The sequence below is a fragment of the Curtobacterium sp. 'Ferrero' genome (genome assembly GCF_002412165.1).
Lineage (GTDB): Bacteria > Actinomycetota > Actinomycetes > Actinomycetales > Microbacteriaceae > Curtobacterium.
The window spans coordinates 233,350-251,755 of sequence record NZ_NXIA01000001.1 but is presented as its reverse complement, the minus strand read 5'-3'; the positions used below and the strand labels follow the sequence as shown (position 1 = coordinate 251,755).

The 18,406-nt window shown below is 71.6% G+C and carries 17 protein-coding genes; 8 read left to right on the top strand and 9 right to left on the bottom strand.

Annotation, left to right across the window (positions count from 1 at the left end):
* Nucleotides 1-66: 66 nt before the first annotated feature.
* Nucleotides 67-192: a hypothetical protein gene (locus Csp2054_RS18415; protein WP_255252552.1), complete on the bottom strand. Its 126-nt coding sequence runs from the start codon at nucleotides 190-192 to the stop codon at nucleotides 67-69.
* A gap of 73 nt (nucleotides 193-265) precedes the next feature.
* Nucleotides 266-478, bottom strand: a complete 213-nt coding sequence (locus Csp2054_RS01125) for a hypothetical protein (RefSeq protein ID WP_096897461.1) — start codon at nucleotides 476-478, stop codon at nucleotides 266-268.
* A gap of 83 nt (nucleotides 479-561) precedes the next feature.
* On the opposite strand from Csp2054_RS01125, the gene Csp2054_RS01120 reads away from it, so the two are divergent.
* On the top strand, nucleotides 562-825 hold the full coding sequence (locus tag Csp2054_RS01120; RefSeq protein ID WP_141399064.1) for a hypothetical protein: 264 nt from the start codon (nucleotides 562-564) through the stop codon (nucleotides 823-825).
* A gap of 83 nt (nucleotides 826-908) precedes the next feature.
* Here the strand turns inward: Csp2054_RS01120 and Csp2054_RS01115 are convergent, their stop codons facing one another.
* The 5 genes from Csp2054_RS01115 to Csp2054_RS01095 form a co-directional block, all read right to left on the bottom strand.
* Nucleotides 909-1,340, bottom strand: a complete 432-nt coding sequence (locus tag Csp2054_RS01115; protein WP_096897459.1) for a VOC family protein — start codon at nucleotides 1,338-1,340, stop codon at nucleotides 909-911.
* Nucleotides 1,341-1,560: 220 nt separating this feature from the next.
* Nucleotides 1,561-1,863, bottom strand: coding sequence for a hypothetical protein (locus Csp2054_RS01110; protein ID WP_096897458.1), 303 nt, complete (start codon nucleotides 1,861-1,863; stop codon nucleotides 1,561-1,563).
* Between the two features lie 59 nt (nucleotides 1,864-1,922).
* Nucleotides 1,923-2,222 (bottom strand): hypothetical protein, encoded by a 300-nt coding sequence (locus Csp2054_RS01105; RefSeq protein WP_096897457.1) that lies wholly within the window; start codon nucleotides 2,220-2,222, stop codon nucleotides 1,923-1,925.
* Nucleotides 2,223-2,321: 99 nt separating this feature from the next.
* Nucleotides 2,322-2,921, bottom strand: a complete 600-nt coding sequence (locus tag Csp2054_RS01100; protein ID WP_096897456.1) for a TetR/AcrR family transcriptional regulator — start codon at nucleotides 2,919-2,921, stop codon at nucleotides 2,322-2,324.
* A gap of 87 nt (nucleotides 2,922-3,008) precedes the next feature.
* Entirely contained in the window at nucleotides 3,009-5,189 is a 2,181-nt protein-coding gene (locus Csp2054_RS01095; protein ID WP_096897455.1) for an MDR family MFS transporter, read from the bottom strand.
* Nucleotides 5,190-5,306: 117 nt separating this feature from the next.
* Between Csp2054_RS01095 and Csp2054_RS01090 the strand changes: the two genes are divergently transcribed.
* The 3 genes from Csp2054_RS01090 (at nucleotide 5,307) to Csp2054_RS01080 (ending at nucleotide 9,363) form a co-directional block, all read left to right on the top strand.
* Nucleotides 5,307-5,783 carry a MarR family winged helix-turn-helix transcriptional regulator gene (locus Csp2054_RS01090; protein WP_176491495.1) on the top strand — a complete coding sequence of 159 codons (477 nt, stop codon included), beginning with the start codon at nucleotides 5,307-5,309 and terminating at the stop codon, nucleotides 5,781-5,783.
* An 88-nt stretch (nucleotides 5,784-5,871) separates the two neighbouring features.
* Nucleotides 5,872-7,755: a DEAD/DEAH box helicase gene (locus tag Csp2054_RS01085; protein ID WP_096897453.1), complete on the top strand. Its 1,884-nt coding sequence runs from the start codon at nucleotides 5,872-5,874 to the stop codon at nucleotides 7,753-7,755.
* 288 nt (nucleotides 7,756-8,043) lie between these two features.
* Nucleotides 8,044-9,363, top strand: a complete 1,320-nt coding sequence (locus Csp2054_RS01080) for a fibronectin type III domain-containing protein (protein WP_176491494.1) — start codon at nucleotides 8,044-8,046, stop codon at nucleotides 9,361-9,363.
* Between the two features lie 73 nt (nucleotides 9,364-9,436).
* Here Csp2054_RS01080 and Csp2054_RS17595 read toward each other — a convergent pair whose 3' ends face one another.
* Entirely contained in the window at nucleotides 9,437-11,137 is a 1,701-nt protein-coding gene (locus Csp2054_RS17595; protein WP_176491493.1) for a ParB-like protein, read from the bottom strand.
* A gap of 105 nt (nucleotides 11,138-11,242) precedes the next feature.
* Nucleotides 11,243-12,166: an NAD-dependent epimerase/dehydratase family protein gene (locus Csp2054_RS01070; RefSeq protein WP_096897451.1), complete on the bottom strand. Its 924-nt coding sequence runs from the start codon at nucleotides 12,164-12,166 to the stop codon at nucleotides 11,243-11,245.
* 121 nt (nucleotides 12,167-12,287) lie between these two features.
* On the opposite strand from Csp2054_RS01070, the gene Csp2054_RS01065 reads away from it, so the two are divergent.
* The 4 genes from Csp2054_RS01065 to opgC all read left to right on the top strand — a co-directional run bounded on the left by Csp2054_RS01065 (nucleotide 12,288) and on the right by opgC (nucleotide 18,218).
* Nucleotides 12,288-13,019 carry a TetR/AcrR family transcriptional regulator gene (locus Csp2054_RS01065; RefSeq protein WP_096897450.1) on the top strand — a complete coding sequence of 244 codons (732 nt, stop codon included), beginning with the start codon at nucleotides 12,288-12,290 and terminating at the stop codon, nucleotides 13,017-13,019.
* 164 nt (nucleotides 13,020-13,183) lie between these two features.
* Nucleotides 13,184-15,208, top strand: a complete 2,025-nt coding sequence (locus Csp2054_RS01060; RefSeq protein ID WP_255252551.1) for a glycosyltransferase — start codon at nucleotides 13,184-13,186, stop codon at nucleotides 15,206-15,208.
* Nucleotides 15,205-15,612 carry an ATP-binding protein gene (locus Csp2054_RS01055; RefSeq protein WP_096897449.1) on the top strand — a complete coding sequence of 136 codons (408 nt, stop codon included), beginning with the start codon at nucleotides 15,205-15,207 and terminating at the stop codon, nucleotides 15,610-15,612. Before Csp2054_RS01060 ends, Csp2054_RS01055 begins: the two co-directional genes overlap by 4 nt.
* A complete protein-coding gene (gene opgC, locus Csp2054_RS01050; RefSeq protein ID WP_096897448.1) occupies nucleotides 15,609-18,218 on the top strand; it encodes an OpgC domain-containing protein in 2,610 nt (869 codons plus the stop codon). Before Csp2054_RS01055 ends, opgC begins: the two co-directional genes overlap by 4 nt.
* Nucleotides 18,219-18,406: the final 188 nt, after the last annotated feature.

The window sequence follows — 18,406 nt, the reverse complement described above, 5'->3', positions numbered from 1 at the left end:
CGCGGTGCCAGCCGGCTCCGCGCCTCCCGTCCGGAGGGTGGTCGCCCCAGGCGACCTCGGGTCGCCTCAGCGACCGTCGTTGATGAGTCCGAGCCACCGCCCGAAGCGGTGCTCCGGTGCGTCCGTGAGGGTGGGCACCGGGCGGCACTGCAGCTCGTCGCGGTCGGTGGACTGGGCGTCGGTCTGGATCATGGCTCGCTCCTCGTGAGATCGGTGTTCATGTGTACGCCGGAGCGGCTGGGTCCATTCCCGGGTCGCCCGGTGCTCACTCGACGTGGTCGGACGGCTCCTCGGTCTCGACGCCGGTCTCGGCCGCGCGGTCGCGGAGGTGGTCCGCCATCGCGGATGCACCCTCGTGCCCGTGGTCGTGCTCGACCTGCTCGACGAGGCCGTGGAGCTTCTCCTCGTTCGTCGCTTCCTCCGCACCGTCCATCACGGGGTGCTGCTGTTCTGCGGGTTCGCCGCGCTGTTCACTCATGCGGCGGACGGTACGCGGGGGGTGTCCGCGTCCCGTGTCCGTGCCTGTGGTCGGGGTACAGGACACGCCGTATGCTGCGCAACATGGCTGACTTCACCGCTGACCAGGCCGCCGTCGTCCGGATCGTGCGCTCCGAGACGGGGCGGTGGGACCTGACCGTCGTCAGCGACAGCGGCGTCGACATGGGCCACGGCGTCTACCTGTTCGACGCCTCCCAGGACGACGAGATGGACGAGATCGCCGCTGCACGGGAGTTCGTCGAGCAGTACGGGTTCGACTTCGCTGCGGACAGCGTGCAGGAGGAGGCGCCGGACACGTTCTGGGCGCCGCTCGTCGCCCGGGAGTGATCGCGGGCCCGGGACTGATCGAGGGCGCGGGGCGGACGGGCGGTCAGCGGGCCGGACGTGCGGTCAGCGGCCCGGACGTGCGGTCAGCGGCCCGGAGCGGCCTCCTCGAGCGCCGACGCCTGGTAGCCGATCAACCACGTGACGCCGAACGCGTCGCGGACCGTGCCGTCCCAGTCGCCCCAGGGCCGGCGCTGGAGCGGGTCGAGGACGGTGCCGTCGACCGACAGGGCCTCGAACCAGCGGGTGAGGGTCGCCGGGTCGGCGGTGCCGAGCAGCGACAGGAGCAGCCCCGTCGCCGCGAAGGCGGTCTCGCCCTCGGCGGCGTCGGCCGCGGCCACGTGGACTCCGCCGTCGAGCTGTCCGTGCGCGACGGCGTCGGCAGGACCGTCCGTGCGCCCGAGCTCGCCGTAGGTCGCGATGCTGACGGCGCCGCCGAAGACCTCCGACCAGCGGTGGAGTGCCGCACGCGCGGTGCCGGGGAGCAGGAAGTACGGCGACGGTGCGGGGGCGCTCATGCACGGAGGGTACTGCGGCTGGCTCCCGGCGTCGAGGGTGGCCGATCCGGTGCGCTGACCTCGGGGCCCCGCGCACCGGATCGGCCACGGCTCAGAGCAGGGGATGCATGATCTGACACCAGCGCCGCACGGAAGGCTCGTCGGGACGCCGCCACGGGCCCCCCGTCCGGCGGTCGGTCGCCGTGCCGCGTGGCAAGCCCGAGATGAGCCCGACCTCGTGTCAGCGCCGCGCCCGCCTGGATCGCAGGCACACGACGACTCGACGCCGCACGCGACGGAGACGTTCGCGGAAGACGTACGCGAGCGCCATGACGATCAAGGCCACGGGCAAGAACTCCGGTGCGAGGACGAACGTGCCGAACACGACCTCGAACACCTCGATCCCGACGAGGGAGACGGCGGCGACCCACACCCAACCGGAGAAGCGCACGAGTCGTGCCTCGAGGCGTCGCCGCACCCGTCGGAGTCGAGCGCGGACGTGGCGGGCGTGGCGGAACGGTCGTGCAGCGGTGCGGTGTGGCATGGGGTCCTGATCGGTCGGTGACGCGGGCGTGACGGAACGTCACCGCGTCCCGGCCGTGGTCAGGACCGGGAGCGGCGACGCTCGGTCGCGCCCGGTGCCCGCGCTCCGTGCCCGCTGGTGAGCAGGACGGCGGCTCGTGGTCGGGCGGCTCGCACGACGACACGACGAGCGGTCGGGGTCGGCCGGTGCGGCAGCGCAAGGAGCGGACCGCGACCGACACGGCGGACGGATCGCAGAAGGACGATCGCCGTGACGGCGGACAGGGTCACCGCGAGGACCACCGCGAGCGGATGCGCGACCTCGGCCTGCAGCCACACGTCAGCGTGGACGAACGCGGGCAGCAGTGCCTCGGAGACCATCGCTGCACCCCCCCCTCGCTGATCGAGGCGTGGACCTCGTCCTCCCACCCTACGGTCCGGGTGCGCTGCCCGGTCGACGTGTCTCAGACGGTCACGGGGTCAGGCGGTCGCGAGCGCGACCATCTCCCCGACGACCGTGCGGAGCAGGTCTCCGAGCTCGCGCGGCGTCGTGACGGTCTCGCGGTGGGCGACCTCGGACAGGGCGGACATCACGAGGGTGACGAGCGTCCGGGCGGTCTGCTCGTCCGTCCGGGTGGACACCGTCGCGAGCATCGCCTGCCGCGACTCGGCCATCCACTGCATGACCGTCGGTCCCATCTCGGGTCGACGCACGAGCAGGTCCTTGGTCCGCTGCCGGTCCTGGGAGAGCGGGACGGTCGCCGCGACCAGCGAGCAGACGTCGTCGACGAGCCGCCCCGTACCCGTCCGGAACCGCTCGGCCGCCCACTCGGGCGTGCCGACGGTGTCGAGGCCGAGGGCCGCGTGTGCCTTGGACGAGAAGTAGTTGAAGAACGTCCGGGGGGAGACGTCCGCGTCGGCGCAGATCTGCTCGACGGTCACGCCGTCGAGGCCGTGCTCGGCGACCCGGTCGAGGGCGGCCCGGTGCAGCGCCTGACGGGTGTGCTGCTTCTTGCGTTCGCGGAGGGAACAGGGCTCTGCGTCGACGGCGGTGTCGAGGTCGAGCGCCGAGGTGGTCACGGTGTGTGCTCCTGGTTCGGGGTGGTCGTGCTGCTGTGGTGTGGGGCGCCCGCCCGGGAGGGGGAGTCGGGCGGGCGCCCCGGTCGGTCACCGCCGCGCGTGGGCTCCGTGCGGGCGGGGCTGGCCGTCGGACGGTCCGGACGGCACGGGGACGGACCCTGTCATCGGCCCGGTGAACGACCCGGCCTCGGCCGCTGCCAGGCCGGCTTCGCTCTCGAGCTGGGCCTCGGCGGACAGGTCGGCCCGCTCCTGCAGGGCGGAGCGCTGGCGGAGCGGCGGCACCCGGAAGAACCAGGTCAGGACGAACGCGAGGAGGATCACGCCGAGTCCGACCCAGTAGATCGTCACGGACGACGCGTTGAAGCCCGCCATGAACGGCCGGGTCAATCGGCTGTCCGCGCCGGTCAGGAACGACGTGTCGTTCGCGCTCGAGGCGTTCTCGCTCGTCCCCGACCCGTCGTCGATCTGCTTCGCGAGCGTCGGGGTGAGCTGGTCGACCCAGTACGAGCGCTGCGACGCGTTCGACCAGTCCACGGTCACGGTGCCGTCCTGGACTGTGGCGTGTGCCTTGTCCGCGACGGCGGCGAGGGCCTGCTGCTCGGCGGCGGGGGTGGCTGCGGCGACCTGCTGGTCGATGACCTGCTGCGCTGCCGCTGCGGGCACGGCGCCGGCCGCGACCTGCTGCTGGACCGCGGCGGTCACCTGCTCGGTCACCGCGGTGTCGGCGGCGCGCTTCGCCTGTGCGGCGGCGTCGTCGAGCTTCGACTGCACAGCGTCCTCGATCGGCGTGACGATCGGCGTCCAGATCTTGTCCATGACGCCTCGGTTCTCGCTCGCGGTCGCCACCGTCGGGTTGGTCGCGGCACCGAGCGCTGCAGAGAGGTCCTTCTCGTTCGCGGTCGCGTGCAGGATGTTCGCCGGCATCACCGAGAACAGCACCGAGAGCAGCACCGCGGTGCCGAGCGTTCCGCCGATCTGGCGGAAGAACGTCGCCGACGACGTCGCGACGCCCATGTCCCGGGCCTCGACGGACCCCTGCGAGGCCAGGGTCAGCGACTGCATGACGGACCCGAGGCCGAGGCCGATCAGGAACATGCCGATCATCAGGAACCAGAGCGGCTTGTCGATCGTCATGAACGTCAGGACCACGTACCCGGTGGACACCAGGAAGGTGCCGATCACGGGGAAGATCCGGTAGCGACCCACGCGGGCGACGATCTGCCCGGAGGTGATCGAGGCGATCATGAGCCCGCCGACGAGCGGCAGCGTCGCGAAGCCGGACTCGGTGGGGGTCAGGCCGACGACGATCTGCAGGTAGAGCGGGATCGTCAGCATCGCGCCGAACATCGCGAACCCGACGAGGAACCCGATGACGGTCGCCATCGAGAACGTCCCGGAGCGGAAGAGCCCCAGGGGGATGATCGCAGCGTCACCCATCCGCGACTCGACGAGGAGCAGGCCGACCAGGCCGATGACACCGACGACGTAGCAGGCGATCGCGGCCGGCGATGCCCAGCCCCACGTCCGGCCCTGTTCGGCGACGAGCAGCAGCGGCACGAGCGTCACGACGACGGCGGTGGCTCCCCACCAGTCGACGACCGGCTTCGCCGCGTCGGAGTGCACCTTCGGCAGGTGGAGGAAGACGATGACCATGACGAGTGCGGCGATGCCGATCGGCACGTTGATGAGGAGCACCCAGCGCCAGCCCGTGATCCACAAGATCTCCGAGGAGCCGGCGAGGAGGCCGCCGATGAGCGGGCCGATCACGGAGGAGATGCCGAACACCGCCAGGAAGTAGCCCTGGTACTTCGCGCGCTCCCGCGGCGCGAGGATGTCGCCCATGATCGCGAGCGGCAGCGAAATGAGCGCACCGGCACCGATGCCCTGCACGGCGCGGAACCCGGCGAGCATGATCATCGAGGTCGACATCGACGACAGCACGGCGCCGAGGATGAAGACCACGATGCCGAAGATGTACAGCGGCCGGCGGCCGAAGACGTCCGAGAGCTTGCCGTAGATCGGCGTCGCGATCGTGGAGGTGATGAGGTACGCCGTCGTGACCCAGGCCTGCTGGTCGAGCCCGTGCAGGTCGTCGCCGATCGTGCGGATCGCCGTGCCGAAGACGGTCTGGCCGAGCGAGGACAGGAACATGCCCGCCATCAGGCCGTAGATGACGAGGAGGATCTGGCGGTGGGTCATCAGCGGCTGCTGACCGGCCCCACCGGCGGCCGCGGGGGCCTGCACCGGGACGGGTGCGGTGGCTGTCATCGAGCTCCTTGGATCAGGCTGCGCGGAAAGGGTTTCGCGCTGTGAAAGTTTGCAGACCGCGCAACGTTACATCCGTTGCGTTCCGAAAGCAACTAGTTGGGGCAGTACGCTGGCGCCGTGAACGAGGACCGCGCCGCCGCCGAGCGACTCCTGCGATCGCAACTCGACCGGCTCTGGGTGCGCCAGACCATCCGGGCGTCGCTCATCGAGTCGCGCGGGGGACTCGACCCGACCGCGCGGGTGATCCTCCGGGCGGTCGAGCACTCCGGCGCGGTGCGCTCCACCGCGATCGCCGACGCGACCGGTCTGTCCCGACCGGTGATCAGCCGACGCGTCGCCTCGCTCGTCGACGCGGGCTTCCTCACCTCGGCACCCGACCCGGCGGACGGCCGCGCGGCCCTGCTGTCGCTGGCGCCCCTCGGCGTCGAGGTCCTCGACCAGCTCGACCTCGCCGGTGCCGAGGTGTTCGACGAGCTCACCGAGGTCTTCGCCCCGACCGAGCTGCGCGACCTCGCCGCGCTCCTGGAGCGGCTCAACGACCGTGCCGACGCCCTGTTCGGGGTGGGCGCGACTGCGCGCGACGCGGCCACCTGACCGCCGGAACCAGGTTCCGCGCCACGTGCGGTCGTGGGCCGCGTCGGGCATTCACTCTCCGTGCCGCATCCGGGATACCGTTCTCCCCATGAGCACCGAGAGCAGCAGCACCGCCGAGACCACCGACGAGGGGCCCGTGGTGACCTTCGCCGACCTCGGCCTGAGCGATCAGGTGCTCAAGGCCGTCAAGGACATCGGCTACGAGACCCCCTCCGCCATCCAGGAGGCGACCATCCCGACCCTGCTCGAGGGGCGCGACGTCGTCGGCCTCGCGCAGACCGGCACCGGCAAGACCGCCGCCTTCGCCCTGCCGATCCTGTCCCGCATGGAGTCGGGCAGCAAGGTGCCGCAGGCGCTCGTGCTGTCCCCGACGCGCGAGCTGGCGCTGCAGGTGTGCGAGGCGTTCGAGCAGTTCGCGTCGCACATGAAGCACGTCCACGTCCTGCCCGTCTACGGCGGTCAGGCCTACGGCGTCCAGCTCTCCGCGCTCCGTCGCGGCGTGGACGTCGTCGTCGGCACGCCCGGCCGCATCATGGACCACATCGCGAAGGGCACGCTCGACCTGTCCGAGCTGAAGTACCTCGTGCTCGACGAGGCCGACGAGATGCTCAAGATGGGCTTCGCCGAGGACGTCGAGACGATCCTCGCCGAGACCCCGGACGACAAGCAGGTCGCGCTCTTCTCGGCGACGATGCCCGCGCAGATCCGCCGCATCTCGCAGCAGTACCTCACCGACCCGGCCGAGATCACCGTCAAGACGAAGACGAAGACCGCGGCGAACATCACCCAGCGGTACCTGATGGTGTCGTACCCGCAGAAGGTCGACGCCCTGACCCGCATCCTCGAGGTCGAGGACTTCGAGGGGATGATCATCTTCGTCCGCACGAAGAGCGAGACCGAGACCCTGGCGGAGAAGCTCCGTGCCCGCGGGTACGCCGCCGCGGCCATCAGCGGTGACGTCGCCCAGGCGCAGCGCGAACGGACCGTGGGCCAGCTGAAGTCCGGCAAGCTCGACATCCTCGTCGCCACCGACGTCGCCGCCCGCGGGCTCGACGTCGACCGCATCACGCACGTCGTGAACTTCGACATCCCCGTGGACATCGAGTCCTACGTCCACCGCATCGGCCGCACCGGGCGCGCCGGCCGCAAGGGTGACTCGATCAGCTTCGTCACGCCGCGCGAGCGCCGTCTGCTCGCCGCGATCGAGCGGCACACCAAGCAGCCGCTCACGCAGATGCAGCTCCCCACCATCGAGGACGTCAACGAGACGCGCCTGACCCGCTTCGACGACGCGATCACCGCGGCACTCGAGCAGCAGGACCGGATCACCGCGTTCCGCGACGTCATCGCGCACTACGTCCGCAACCACGACGTCCCCGCCGAGGACGTCTCCGCGGCCCTCGCGGTCGTGGCGCAGGGCGACGACCCGCTGCTCCTCGACCCGGACTCCGACGAACTCAGCGCCCGGGTCGGTCGGGACGGCGCGTCCGGTGGTCGTCGGGACCGCGACGACCGGGAGGACCGCGGTCCGCGTCGCTCGCAGCCGATGACGGCCTACCGCATCGAGGTCGGGCGCCGACACCGCGTCGAGCCGCGGCAGATCGTCGGCGCGCTCGCGAACGAGGGCGGACTGCGTCGCGACGACTTCGGCGCGATCCAGATCCGGCCGGACTTCTCGATCGTGGAGCTGCCGACGGACATGGACGCCGGTGTGCTCGACCGGCTGTCGGACACCCGGATCAGCGGCAAGCTCATCGAGATCAAGCCCGACCGCCGCGGGGGAGCCCGGGGTCCGCGTGGCGGTGGCCGGTACGACCGCGACGACCGCGGTCGTGACCGCGACGACCGGGGTCCGCGTGGCGGCGGCCGGTACGACCGCGACGACCGGGGTCGTGACCGCGACGACCGGGGTCCGCGTGGTGGCGGCCGGTACGACCGCGACGACCGCGGCGCGCGCAAGCCCCGCCACTGAGCACGGCCCTGGCGCACGACTCCCGCGAGCGGCCGTTCCGCTCGTGGTTGGCCGTTCCGCTCGTAGGAGGTCGTTCCGCTCGTAGGAGGTCGGAATTTCCGGCCTCCCACGAGCGGAACGGCAACCTACAGCGCACGTGATGGGATCGTTCGTCGCCGCTTGCGGGGTCCCGCCAACTCGTCGCCGACCCCGCACGATCGACCTGGCCGTCCCCGCGCCGCTCCTGCGCGGTGCTTCGATGTGCGCAGCCGTGACCACCCGAAGGTCACGGGAACGAGGGGATCGATCGTGTACAGAGCAGTGCTCACCGTCGCGGCTGCTGCGGCGTTGGTCATCGGTGGAGTGTCGCCCGCGGTGGCGGCCACCGGCTCGTCGAGGCTCCCGGGAGCCCCGACGTCCGTCCGGGTCAGCGGTGCCGGCGACGCCGCGACGCTGACCTGGGGTGCGCCGCGCTCGGGTGCCGCCGTGACCGGGTGGCGGGTGTCGATCCGTCCGGCCTCCGGGCAGCCGGGCAGCGGGACGGCCGTGGTGCCCGCGAGCGTGCGCTCGGAGCGGTACGGCTGGATCCGCGCAGGGGTGCGGTACACGTTCTCGGTGCGCGCGGTCGGGGCGAAGGGCTCGGGGCGCTCGGTCGACGTCCACTACAGCGCGCCGGCCAGCACCGCCGTCGCCCAGTCCCTCTACGGCGTCGACGCATCCGGTGCAGTGGTCCGCTTCCCGACCTCCGGGACCGGGACGCCGAAGACGATCGCCGCGGGCGGGGAGGGCTACGCCGCCGACGACGTCGGCAACGTCTTCGTCCCGTCGAGCGACGGACGGTCGCTGCTGCAGTACCCTGCCGCCGGTGGCGCCGCCCAGGTCCTCGTGACCGGGCAGCACCTCACGAAGGACCTGCGCTCCGACGTGGCCGGCGACGTCTACTGGGTCGACTCGGTCTCCGGAGCGATCGTCGAGCTCCCCATCGGGGCGGGGACGCCGAAGACGATCCTGCCCACCAGCGGCACGGCGTGGACGGTCGGCCGCGACGGCACCGTCTCGACCTTCACCACCACGAGCAACGGCGGCACCGTCGTCAGCCGCACCGCCCGCGGGACGGTGACGACCCGCACGGTGACGACCGCCGCCAAGCAGCCCATCGGCTACTTCGGCGGCCTGCTCGCCGACGGTCAGGGCACGCTCTACGTCGACTACCGCGCGTTCGGGGGCAGCTCCTCCAACAACTTCTGGTCGCTCGCCGCGGGGTCGTCGACGCTCGTGCAGGTGTCCACGCGACTGGCCTACCAGTTCAGCGCGACGAACGGTGACGCACTGCTGCTCGGTCAGTCCGCCGGGTGGTGTCCCGCGATCTCCGAGGCCGACCCGTTCCACCCCTGCACGGCCGACCACACGGTGGCCCACCTGTTCGTGCGGAGCGCATCCGGCTCGACGCAGGACCTCACGGTGACGGGTGGCCCGAAGGTCTGGACGAACGGGTTCTACCCGAGCGCCGCGGACTCGGCAGGCGACCTGTTCGTCGACGCCGACTCGGGCCTCTGGCGCATCCCCGCCGCCGGCGGCGCCGCACAGCAGCTCTCGACGGGGCAGTTCGACCGGCTCACGTCGATCTGACGCGACGGGCGACGGACGGGAGGCGCGGTGCCGGCTGGCACCGTGCCTCCCGTCCGTCGTGCGGAGCCGCGCGCTACGCGCGGTGCGACCGCCGTCGGCGCGCGAGCACGGTGCCCGTCCCGACGAGCAGCGCGAGGAGCGCTGCGACCGCGGCGGGCACGAGTCCCTCCGCTCCCGTGAAGGCGAGCTCGCCGTCCGTGCCCGCGCCGTCGTCGGCGGCGACGGTCACGGAGGTCGACCCGACGGTCACGCCGTCCACGACCACCACGACCGTGTGCGTGCCTGCAGGGAGGCTGGCCGGGACGGTCGCGGTGAGCGTGAACGAACCGGCACCGTCGGTCCGGACGGTGCCGAGCAGCACCGGGTCGGAGTGGATCTCGACCCGGGCGTCGGTGTCGGCCGCGAAGCCGGTTCCGCGGACCGTGACGGAACCACCCGCGACCAGGGTGCCGGAAACGCGCACCGTGCCACGGACGCTCGTCGGGTCGGTCGTGCCGGGGTCGGCCGGGGTTGCCGGGGTTGTCGGACCGGTGCCGGGGTCGGTCGGGGCGCCCGGGTCGGTCGGCGTGCCCGGGTCGGTCGGCGTGCCCGGGTCGGTCGGCGTGCCCGGGTCGGTCGGATCGGTGCCCGGGTCGCCGGGCTCTGCGGCGAGCGTCTTCCGGTACTCGGTCATGTAGGCGAGCTTGCCCGGCTTGTCCGACGAGTACGGCGCAGAGAGCTTCGCCCACTCGCCCTTGGTCGCGGCCTTGCCGTCGTTCCACGCGGTCAGGGTGCTGAGGTCCGCCGCGGTGTACCCGCTCTCGGCGTCGACGACCTCGTCGCGCGGCAGCGCGACCTGCGCCTTCGTGATCCGTTCGACGAGCGCGAGCGAGCCCGCGAAGTCGTCCTGGTCCCAGTCGGCAAGCCCGAGTTCCGGGTGCGACCGGAGCCAGGAGCCCCAGTAGAACTCCTGGAACGGCACGGCACCGTCGGCCGTGTAGCCGATGTCCCGTCCGAAGTACATGATGCTGCGGGCGCTGTCGTCCTGGAAGTTCGCGAGCCCGACGTTCTGCGGGAGCTGGGCGGGGGTGATGGCCCGTCCCGCGGTGTCGCGGAGCCAGACCCATCGGTTGTCCTGCATCGTCTGCCAGAACGCGGACTCGCTCATGCCGGACAGGTTGCCGAGCACCCGCAGTCGGACGTGCACGTCCGGGCCGCTGTCCTCGTCGAAGGACGTCAGCGTGTGGTGCCCGTCGGTGAGGTACAGGGTGCCGCCGGGGCCGATGACGACGGTCTTCATCGGGGCGATCGTCGCGGCCGTCTCAGAGCCGACCGGCACCGTGCACGTGAACGAGGACGGGTCGGTGAGCGTCGAGGCTGCGGTCGTGGTCGCCGCCTCCTCCTGCCCGTTCGCCTCGCACCAGTCGTCGAACTTCTTGTTGACGGCGTCCTTGCTCAGCGCCGTCGAGTACCGACCGAGCTTGTAGTACACCTCGTCGTAGCCGAGCGACGGTTGCGTCGGGTGCACGTCACCGATCCGGACGTCGAGCAGGGTGTCCGGTGCCGCACAGAGCGCGGCCGTGCTGTCGGCGGTGCAGCTCGGGTCGCGGTCGTCGGTGACGGGTGCGGCGGCCGCGGTGGTGGCGGTCGCGGGGGTGGCGGTGGCGGTGGCGGTGGCGGCGGTGGCGGTCGCGGGGGTGGCGTTGGCGGTCTCGGTCGAGATCGCTGCGGCGCCGAGGATGGCGGTCAACGCGGCGGTCAGCGCGAGGACCCGCACGGTGCGGAGGGCGGGCACGGAGGACTCCTGTCGGGAGGGACGATGCTGAGTGTCCTCGCATGGTCGCGACACCGGCTGACCGAGCGGTGACCGCGCGGTGAACGACAGGTGTTGCGCGTCGCGCTACAGGCCCTCGACCGTGCGCCGGCACACCTCCTCCCACGGCGTCGGTTCCATGGCGAAGTGCGTCCGCGCCGCGGAGTCGTCGAGCACGTACGGCCGCGTCCACTGGTAGGACATCTCCGCCATCTCCCGCATGAACGGCACGACGAGCCCCGCCGCCCGGACCACGCCCGCGGGGATGCGCCGCACCGCGACCGGCGGCCGGCCGGCCGCGGCGAGCATGTCCGTCACCGCCTGCTCCTGCGTCCGCGGCGGGTTCGAGGGCACGTTCCAGGTTCGCCCGTGCGCGGACTCGTCGCGGGCCGCGGCCACGAGGGTCCTCGCCACGTCGAGCACGTCCGTGAACGTGTGCGGCAGGTCGGTGCGGTTGAGCATCGTCACGGCCTTCCCCTGCAGGGCCGCCGGCAGCACGCGGGTGATGTGCCCGTTCCCGCCGACGCCCGGGCCGACGTAGTCCGATCCACGGACCTCGACCGCGCGCACACGGCCCGCTCGGTGCGCGGCGAGGGCGTCGGCCCAGAGCCTCGCACGCAGGACCCCCTTGTGGTCGGTCGCGGCGTCCGGCAGCGCCTCGTGCATCGGTCCGTCGACGGGGCCGTAGGGGTAGAGGTTCCCCGTGATCGCGTACACGGCACCGGTCCGCTCGGCGGCCGTCAGCATGGCGGTCATCAGCGGCGGCCAGGTGCGCTCCCACTGGGTGTAGTCGCCCGGGTTCGCGCAGTTGTAGAGCACCGCGGCGCCTTCGGTCGCCCGCGTGAGCGCGTCGGCGTCGGAGGCGTCGAGGGCGAGGTGACCCACGCCTCCCAGGCCGGTGTCGCGACCCGACCGGGTGACCACCGTGACGTCCGCGCCCTGCTCGGCGAGGAGTGCGGCGACGTGCCGGCCCACCGGGCCGGCGCCGACGACGAGGTGACGTTCTGACATACGGTTCCTCCTGAGTTCGGGAGAGCAGTGCTCTCGGAAAGGAGTCTGCACGGGTGGGACCGGAAAAGCAAGAGCACCGCTCTCGTTTGTGTGCAGTGCTCTCTCGTGGCATCGTGAGGGCATGGAACCGAAGGCCCCGACCGCACGTGCGCTCGCCCGCGAGACCGTGCACGCGAGCATCCTCGCCGCCGCCCGCGCCCGGCTCACCCGGGAGGGTCCGGCCCAGCTCAGCCTGCGGGCCGTCGCACGCGACGTCGGGCTGGTCTCCTCCGCCGTCTACCGCTACTTCCCGAGTCGCGACGACCTGTTGACCGCCCTGCTGGTCCTCGACTACGACGAGCTCGGAGCCGCGGTGGAGGCTGCCGAGGGAGCGGTCGAACGCGACGACCACGCGGGCCGCTGGGTCGCGACGTGCCGGGCCATCCGCTCCTGGGCGATCACACACCCGGGCGACTTCGCCCTGCTCTACGGTTCGCCGGTGCCCGGCTACGCCGCGCCGGCGGACACCATCGCGCCGGCGTCGCGGACGACGCACGTGCTGCTCCTGGTGGTCGCGGACGCGTGGACGGCCGGGAGGCGCGGATCGCGTCCGGCACCCACGGCGGCTCCCGGGGACCTCACCTCGTCGATCGGGGACGCCGCGGCCTACGTCCGCGACCGCGGGTTCGCCGACGATCTGCCGGACGAGCTCCTGCTGCGGATCCTGATGGCGTGGACCACCGTGTTCGGCGTCCTCTCGTTCGAGCTCTTCGGCCACACCGTCGGCTCCGTCCGCGACGCCGACGCCTACTTCGACCAGGTGGTGCTGCGGCTCGCCGACGACCTCGGACTGCTGGCCGGGACGGGAGCGTGACGGTCGCAGAGCGCGCCGCTCCACGCGCCGTCGGGGGTGTCTGCTGACAGGCACCCGTGCCCTGCGGTAGACAGGCCTGTACGCGATCACTCACCAGGTCGTGGCCAGCAGGGGCTGGACCGTCTCCCGAGGACGAGACCGTCTCCGGACGAAAGGGGCTGTCGATGAGCGCGCTCGACGTCAGTCGGCAGGACCGACGCCGTCTCGCGACCGGAACCGCACGGCGTCGGCTCGTGACGGTACGGACCGTCGCGTTGCTCGCCTCCCTCGCCGGCCTGGACTACATCGTCTGGCGCTGGGCGGCCTCGGTGAACTGGCACTCGTGGTGGATCGCCGTGCCGCTCATCCTCGCCGAGACGTACAGCGTCATCGACTCGCTGCTCTTCGCGTTCGGCGCGTGGCGGCTCCGCGAACGCGGGGAGCCGCCGACCCCGCCGGGCGACCACGTGACCGTCGACGTCTTCATCACGACCTACAACGAGCCCGTCGACCTGGTCCTCCGAACCGCCCGGGCGGCGAAGGCGATCCGGCACCCGCACTCCACGTGGATCCTCGACGACGGCAACCGGCCTGAGATGCGAGCGGCCGCGGAGTCGCTCGGCATCGGCATCATCACGCGCGGCGAGGACTGGATCGACCGGCCTCGCCACGCCAAGGCCGGCAACCTCAACAACGCCCTCCTCGCCACCCAGGGCGAGTTCCTCCTGATCCTCGACGCCGACCAGGTGCCGGACCCGGCGATCCTCGACCGCACCCTCGGGTACTTCAAGGACGAGCGGATGGCGCTCGTGCAGACCCCGCAGTGGTTCGAGAACGTGCCGGAGGAGGACCTGCTCGGCAGCCAGGCGCCCCTGTTCTACGGCCCGATCCAGCAGTCGAAGGACGGCTGGAACGCCGCGTTCTTCTGCGGCTCCAACGCGATCCTCCGCCGTGAGGCGCTCATGCAGCTCGGCGTCACCCGGTACGTGCGCGAGGTGGAGGCATCGGTCCAGCGGACCCTCACGACCTCCCGCAAGCTCCTCGCCCGTGCTCGCGAGACCGAGACCGACCCCCGCGTCCTCGAGGCCCTCGACGAGGCGGAGGGCGTCGTCGCCCGCGCACGGGAGCAGGTCGCAGCCGGCGAGCCCCTCGGCGACGTCACCTACGCGTTCCAGCGCGGCATCGACGCGATCGCGTTCCGCTTCGCCGCAGCCGACCTCGAGTCGGTCCGGAACGACCTGCAGGAGCTCGCCGCGATGTCGACCGAGGCTGACACCTTCGCCGGGCTCGACGACGCCGCACTCGACGTGCTCGGCCGACGGGACGCCTCCCCGGTCGCGGCGATCGAGTCGATCGCGGTCCTCGCCCGGGCGCTCGACGTCAACCGCGACGACGAGGCGCAGCCGATCATGCCCCTCGCCACCATCTCGGTCACCGAGGACATGGCCACCGCGATGCGCCTGCACGGCCTCGGCTGGAAATCCGCGTACCACGACGAGATCCTCGCCACCGGACTCGCTCCCGACGACCTGCCGACGATGCTCGTGCAACGGCTCCGCTGGGCGCAGGGCACCATGCAGGTGTTCTTCCGCGAGAACCCCCTCGTGCAGAAGGGCCTGTCGTGGGGCCAGCGCCTGATGTACTTCTCCACGATGTGGAGCTACCTGTCCGGGTTCGCGGCCGTCGTGTACATCGCCGCGCCCGTGCTCTGCCTGTCGTTCGGGGTCGTCCCCGTCCAGGCCTACAGCGTCGACTTCTTCGCCCGGCTCATCCCGTTCCTCGTGCTCAACCAGCTCCTGTTCTGGGTGGTCGCCGCAGGTCGGCCGACGTGGCGCGGTCAGCAGTACTCCCTCGCACTGTTCCCGGTGTGGATCGAGTCAGTCACGAGCGCCTTCGAGAACGTGTTCCGCGGCAAGCCCCTCGGCTTCCGGGTCACCCCGAAGGTCCGCGACGAGTCCGACCAGAAGCCGCGGTGGGACCTCGTGAAGCCGCAGCTGTACGCGATCGGTGCGCTCGTCGCCGCGCTCGTGATGATCGCCATCCGCTACGCCACCGGCCAGGCCGCCGGGATCGCGCCGCTCGTGAACACGGCGTGGGTGGTCTTCGACCTGTTCATCTTCAGCATCGTGATCCGCGCCGTCCTCTACCGCGCGCCGGTGTTCACGCCGCCCGTCGCGCACGAGTCGAGCACCGTGGGAGGACCCCTGTGAGCACCACGACGTTCGAGGTCCCCGCGACCGCCGAATCCCTCGACGAGGTCCAGGACCGCTTCGCCGCCTGGTGGGAGGGCGTCGGTGAGGACGACGTCGCCCTCCGCTTCAAGCTCGAGACGGCCCTCGCCGAGATCGCTGCCAACATCGTCGAGCACACCCGACGCACCGACCAGGAAGCAGGCAGGCGCTACACCGTGCGACTCGACGCCACCGACCACGAACTCACGGCCGTGCTCACCGACAACGGCCGTCCCGCCGACGTCGACCTCGCCGCGGTGACGATGGCCGACGTCGACGAGGAGAGCGGCCGCGGACTGGCACTCGCCATCGCCGCGCTCGACCGGCTGGAGCACCGGCACGAGCACGGGCACAACGTCTGGACGCTGGTGTGCAACCGGTGAGGCGGATCGTCGCGCTCCTCGCCGTGGTCGCGACCCTCGTGCTCGGGGGAGCCGTGCCCGCGAGCGCCGCTGCGTCGAGCGCTGCCGGGTCGTCCGCGGGAGCTGCGTCGTCCACAGCTCGGTCGTCCGCGGGTGCTGCGTCGTCGCCGCTGTCCGGGGCCGCCGCGACCGCGACCCCCACCGCAGCGCCCACGAAGTCGACGCCCTCCGGGCCGCCGGAGGGCAAGCGCTGGTTCGGGCCGGACCTCGACTGGGGTGACGACGCCCCCGACGGGTACGCGGGACGACTCGGCGCGATCCCGTCCGTGTACGGCGTCTCGATCGACTACCCGATCGACCGCACCGCCCGCCGCGAGCTCCTGCGGTCGACGCGTGCCGCAGCCGCGCAGGGGGCCGTCCTCGTCGTGAGCCTCGAGCCCGACGTGGACCTCGACCGCATCACGACCGATGACGCACGGACCGCGAACCGACTCCTCGAGCAGGTCCACACGCAGTACGGCACGAAGGTCCTCGTCCGGTTCGCGCCGCAGATGAACGGCACGTGGGTGTCGTGGGGGCAGCAGCCGACCGAGTTCGTCCGCACCTTCCGGTCGCTCGCGCGACAGGTGCACCAGGGCGACTCGCGGGCCGCGATGGTCTGGGCGCCCTCGTACGGTGCCGGCTACCCGTTCGGCGAGTCCGCCGGCCGGCTCCGCGACCTGTCGTCCACCGACGTCCGCGCCCTCGACACGAACGGCGACGGCGCGCTCACCGCGGCGGACGATCCCTACCAGCCGTACTGGCCGGGAGCGTCGAGCGTCGACTGGGTCGGCCTGTCGATGTTCTCCTTCGGCAAGGGCAAGGCCACCGAGGCCGCCGGACGCGACGTCCCACTGACCCGCAACGACGTCCCGCAGTCCGGCGAGGTGGCGGCCCGGTTCGACGAGACCTGGGGCTACGAGCAGCCGGTCAGCGCCGGACCCTTCTACGACCGGTTCGCGGCGGGCAAGGACCTGCCGATGCTGCTCGACACCGGGGCGCTCTACGACCACTCGCTCCGAGGTGCGGACGAGCTGGCCGTGAAGCAGGGCTGGTGGCGGCAGGTCATCGCGGCCGTGCAGGACCGCCCGCTGATCGAGGGGGTGACCTTCCTCGAGACGAACCGCCGCGAGCCCGAGGCCGGCAACCGCGTGGCCGACTGGCGCGACACCGCGGTGCCCGGGATCGCGGGGTCGTTCCGCACCGACCTCGAACGGGCGGGGGACTTCGTGTTCGGCCCGGTCACCGAGCGGGTCACGCCGCGGGAGGGTGCCGCCGCGACGAACCAGCAGTACGAGACCGGCGGCGACCAGATGGCGTGGATCGTCTGGCTCGCCGTGGGCCTGGCGGCCGTGTTCCTCCTCAGCGGCCTGTTCGGCCGGCTCGTGCCGAGGTGGCGGTACCCGGACGACGGCAAGCCCGGACGCGACCTGCGACTCGACCTGTTCCGCGGGTTCATCATCCTCGCCGTGGTCATCACGCACATCGAGATCGGTGGCCCGTACTCGTACATCACGCTGCACGCCGTCGGAGCGATCACGGGCGCCGAGATGTTCGTGTTCCTGTCCGGCGTGGTCCTCGGCATGACGTACCCGTTCGCGATCAAGAAGTTCGGCGAGTGGGCGGCCGCGGTCGGTGCGTGGAAGCGCGCGCGGAAGCAGTACCTCGTGACGCTCGTCGTCATCCTGGTCGTCTTCGCGCTGAGCTTCGTGCCGTTCCTGAACACCGACGCGATCACGACGTTCACCGACCGGGGGACCGGCACCGGGGGCGTCGGGGCGGAGGGACGCGTGTACGACCTGTACCCGAACGTGATGCAGCTGCTGGCCTACCCGCCGCCCTGGTTCGCGATCCGGCAGTTCCTGCTGCTCGAGATGGGGCCGTGGCCGTTCAACATCATGGGCCTGTTCGTGGTGCTCAGCCTGTTCATCCCGGTGTTCATGTGGGTGATCCGCCGGGGGTTCTGGTGGGCGCTGCTCATCGTCAGCTGGGCGCTGTACGTCTACCAGGCGCTCAACCCCGACTTCCGGCCGCTCAACTCGCAGTTCGAGGCCGTCTTCCCGCTCCTGACCTGGCAGGTGGTGTTCACCCACGGACTCGTCCTCGGCGTGTACCGGCGGCAGATCGTGGCCGCACTGACCGGGCGGCTCGGCAAGGTGCTCATCGGGATCGGGATGGTCGGCTACGCCCTCTTCCTCGTCTACGTGTGGGCCGGCAACCACTTCGGGTTCACGCCCGCGCCGTTCCCGTCGACGATGTACGACCAGCTGTACAACACCGCGTACCAGCGCGTGGACCTGCAGTGGGGGCGTCTGGTCGACATCGCGTTCTTCGCGATCGTCTCCTACGCCATCCTCACCGTCTTCTGGAAGCCGATCGCGGCGGCCCTCGGGTGGCTGTGGATCCCGCTCGGGCAGGCGAGCCTCTACGTCTTCGTCTGGCAGGTGTTCTTCGCCCTGGCCATCGCGTCGATCCCGGGCATCGACTGGTTCAACGGCTGGGTCGGGTTCGCCACCCACACGCTGCTGATCCTGCTCGCCTGGTACATGGTGCGGAAGAAGTTCCTGTTCTCGGTCATCCCGCGCTGACGCGCGCACGGACGGACGGGAGGCCCGGTGCCAGCTGGCACCGGGCCTCCCGTCCGTCGTGCGGTCGCGTCCCGCGACGTTCCTGCCCACAGCACCCGCAATGGAAAGCCGAATCGCTCGTAGGGGGCCGGAAGTTCCGGCCACCTACGAGCGATCTGGCAACCCATGCGCGGAACGGCCACGCACGA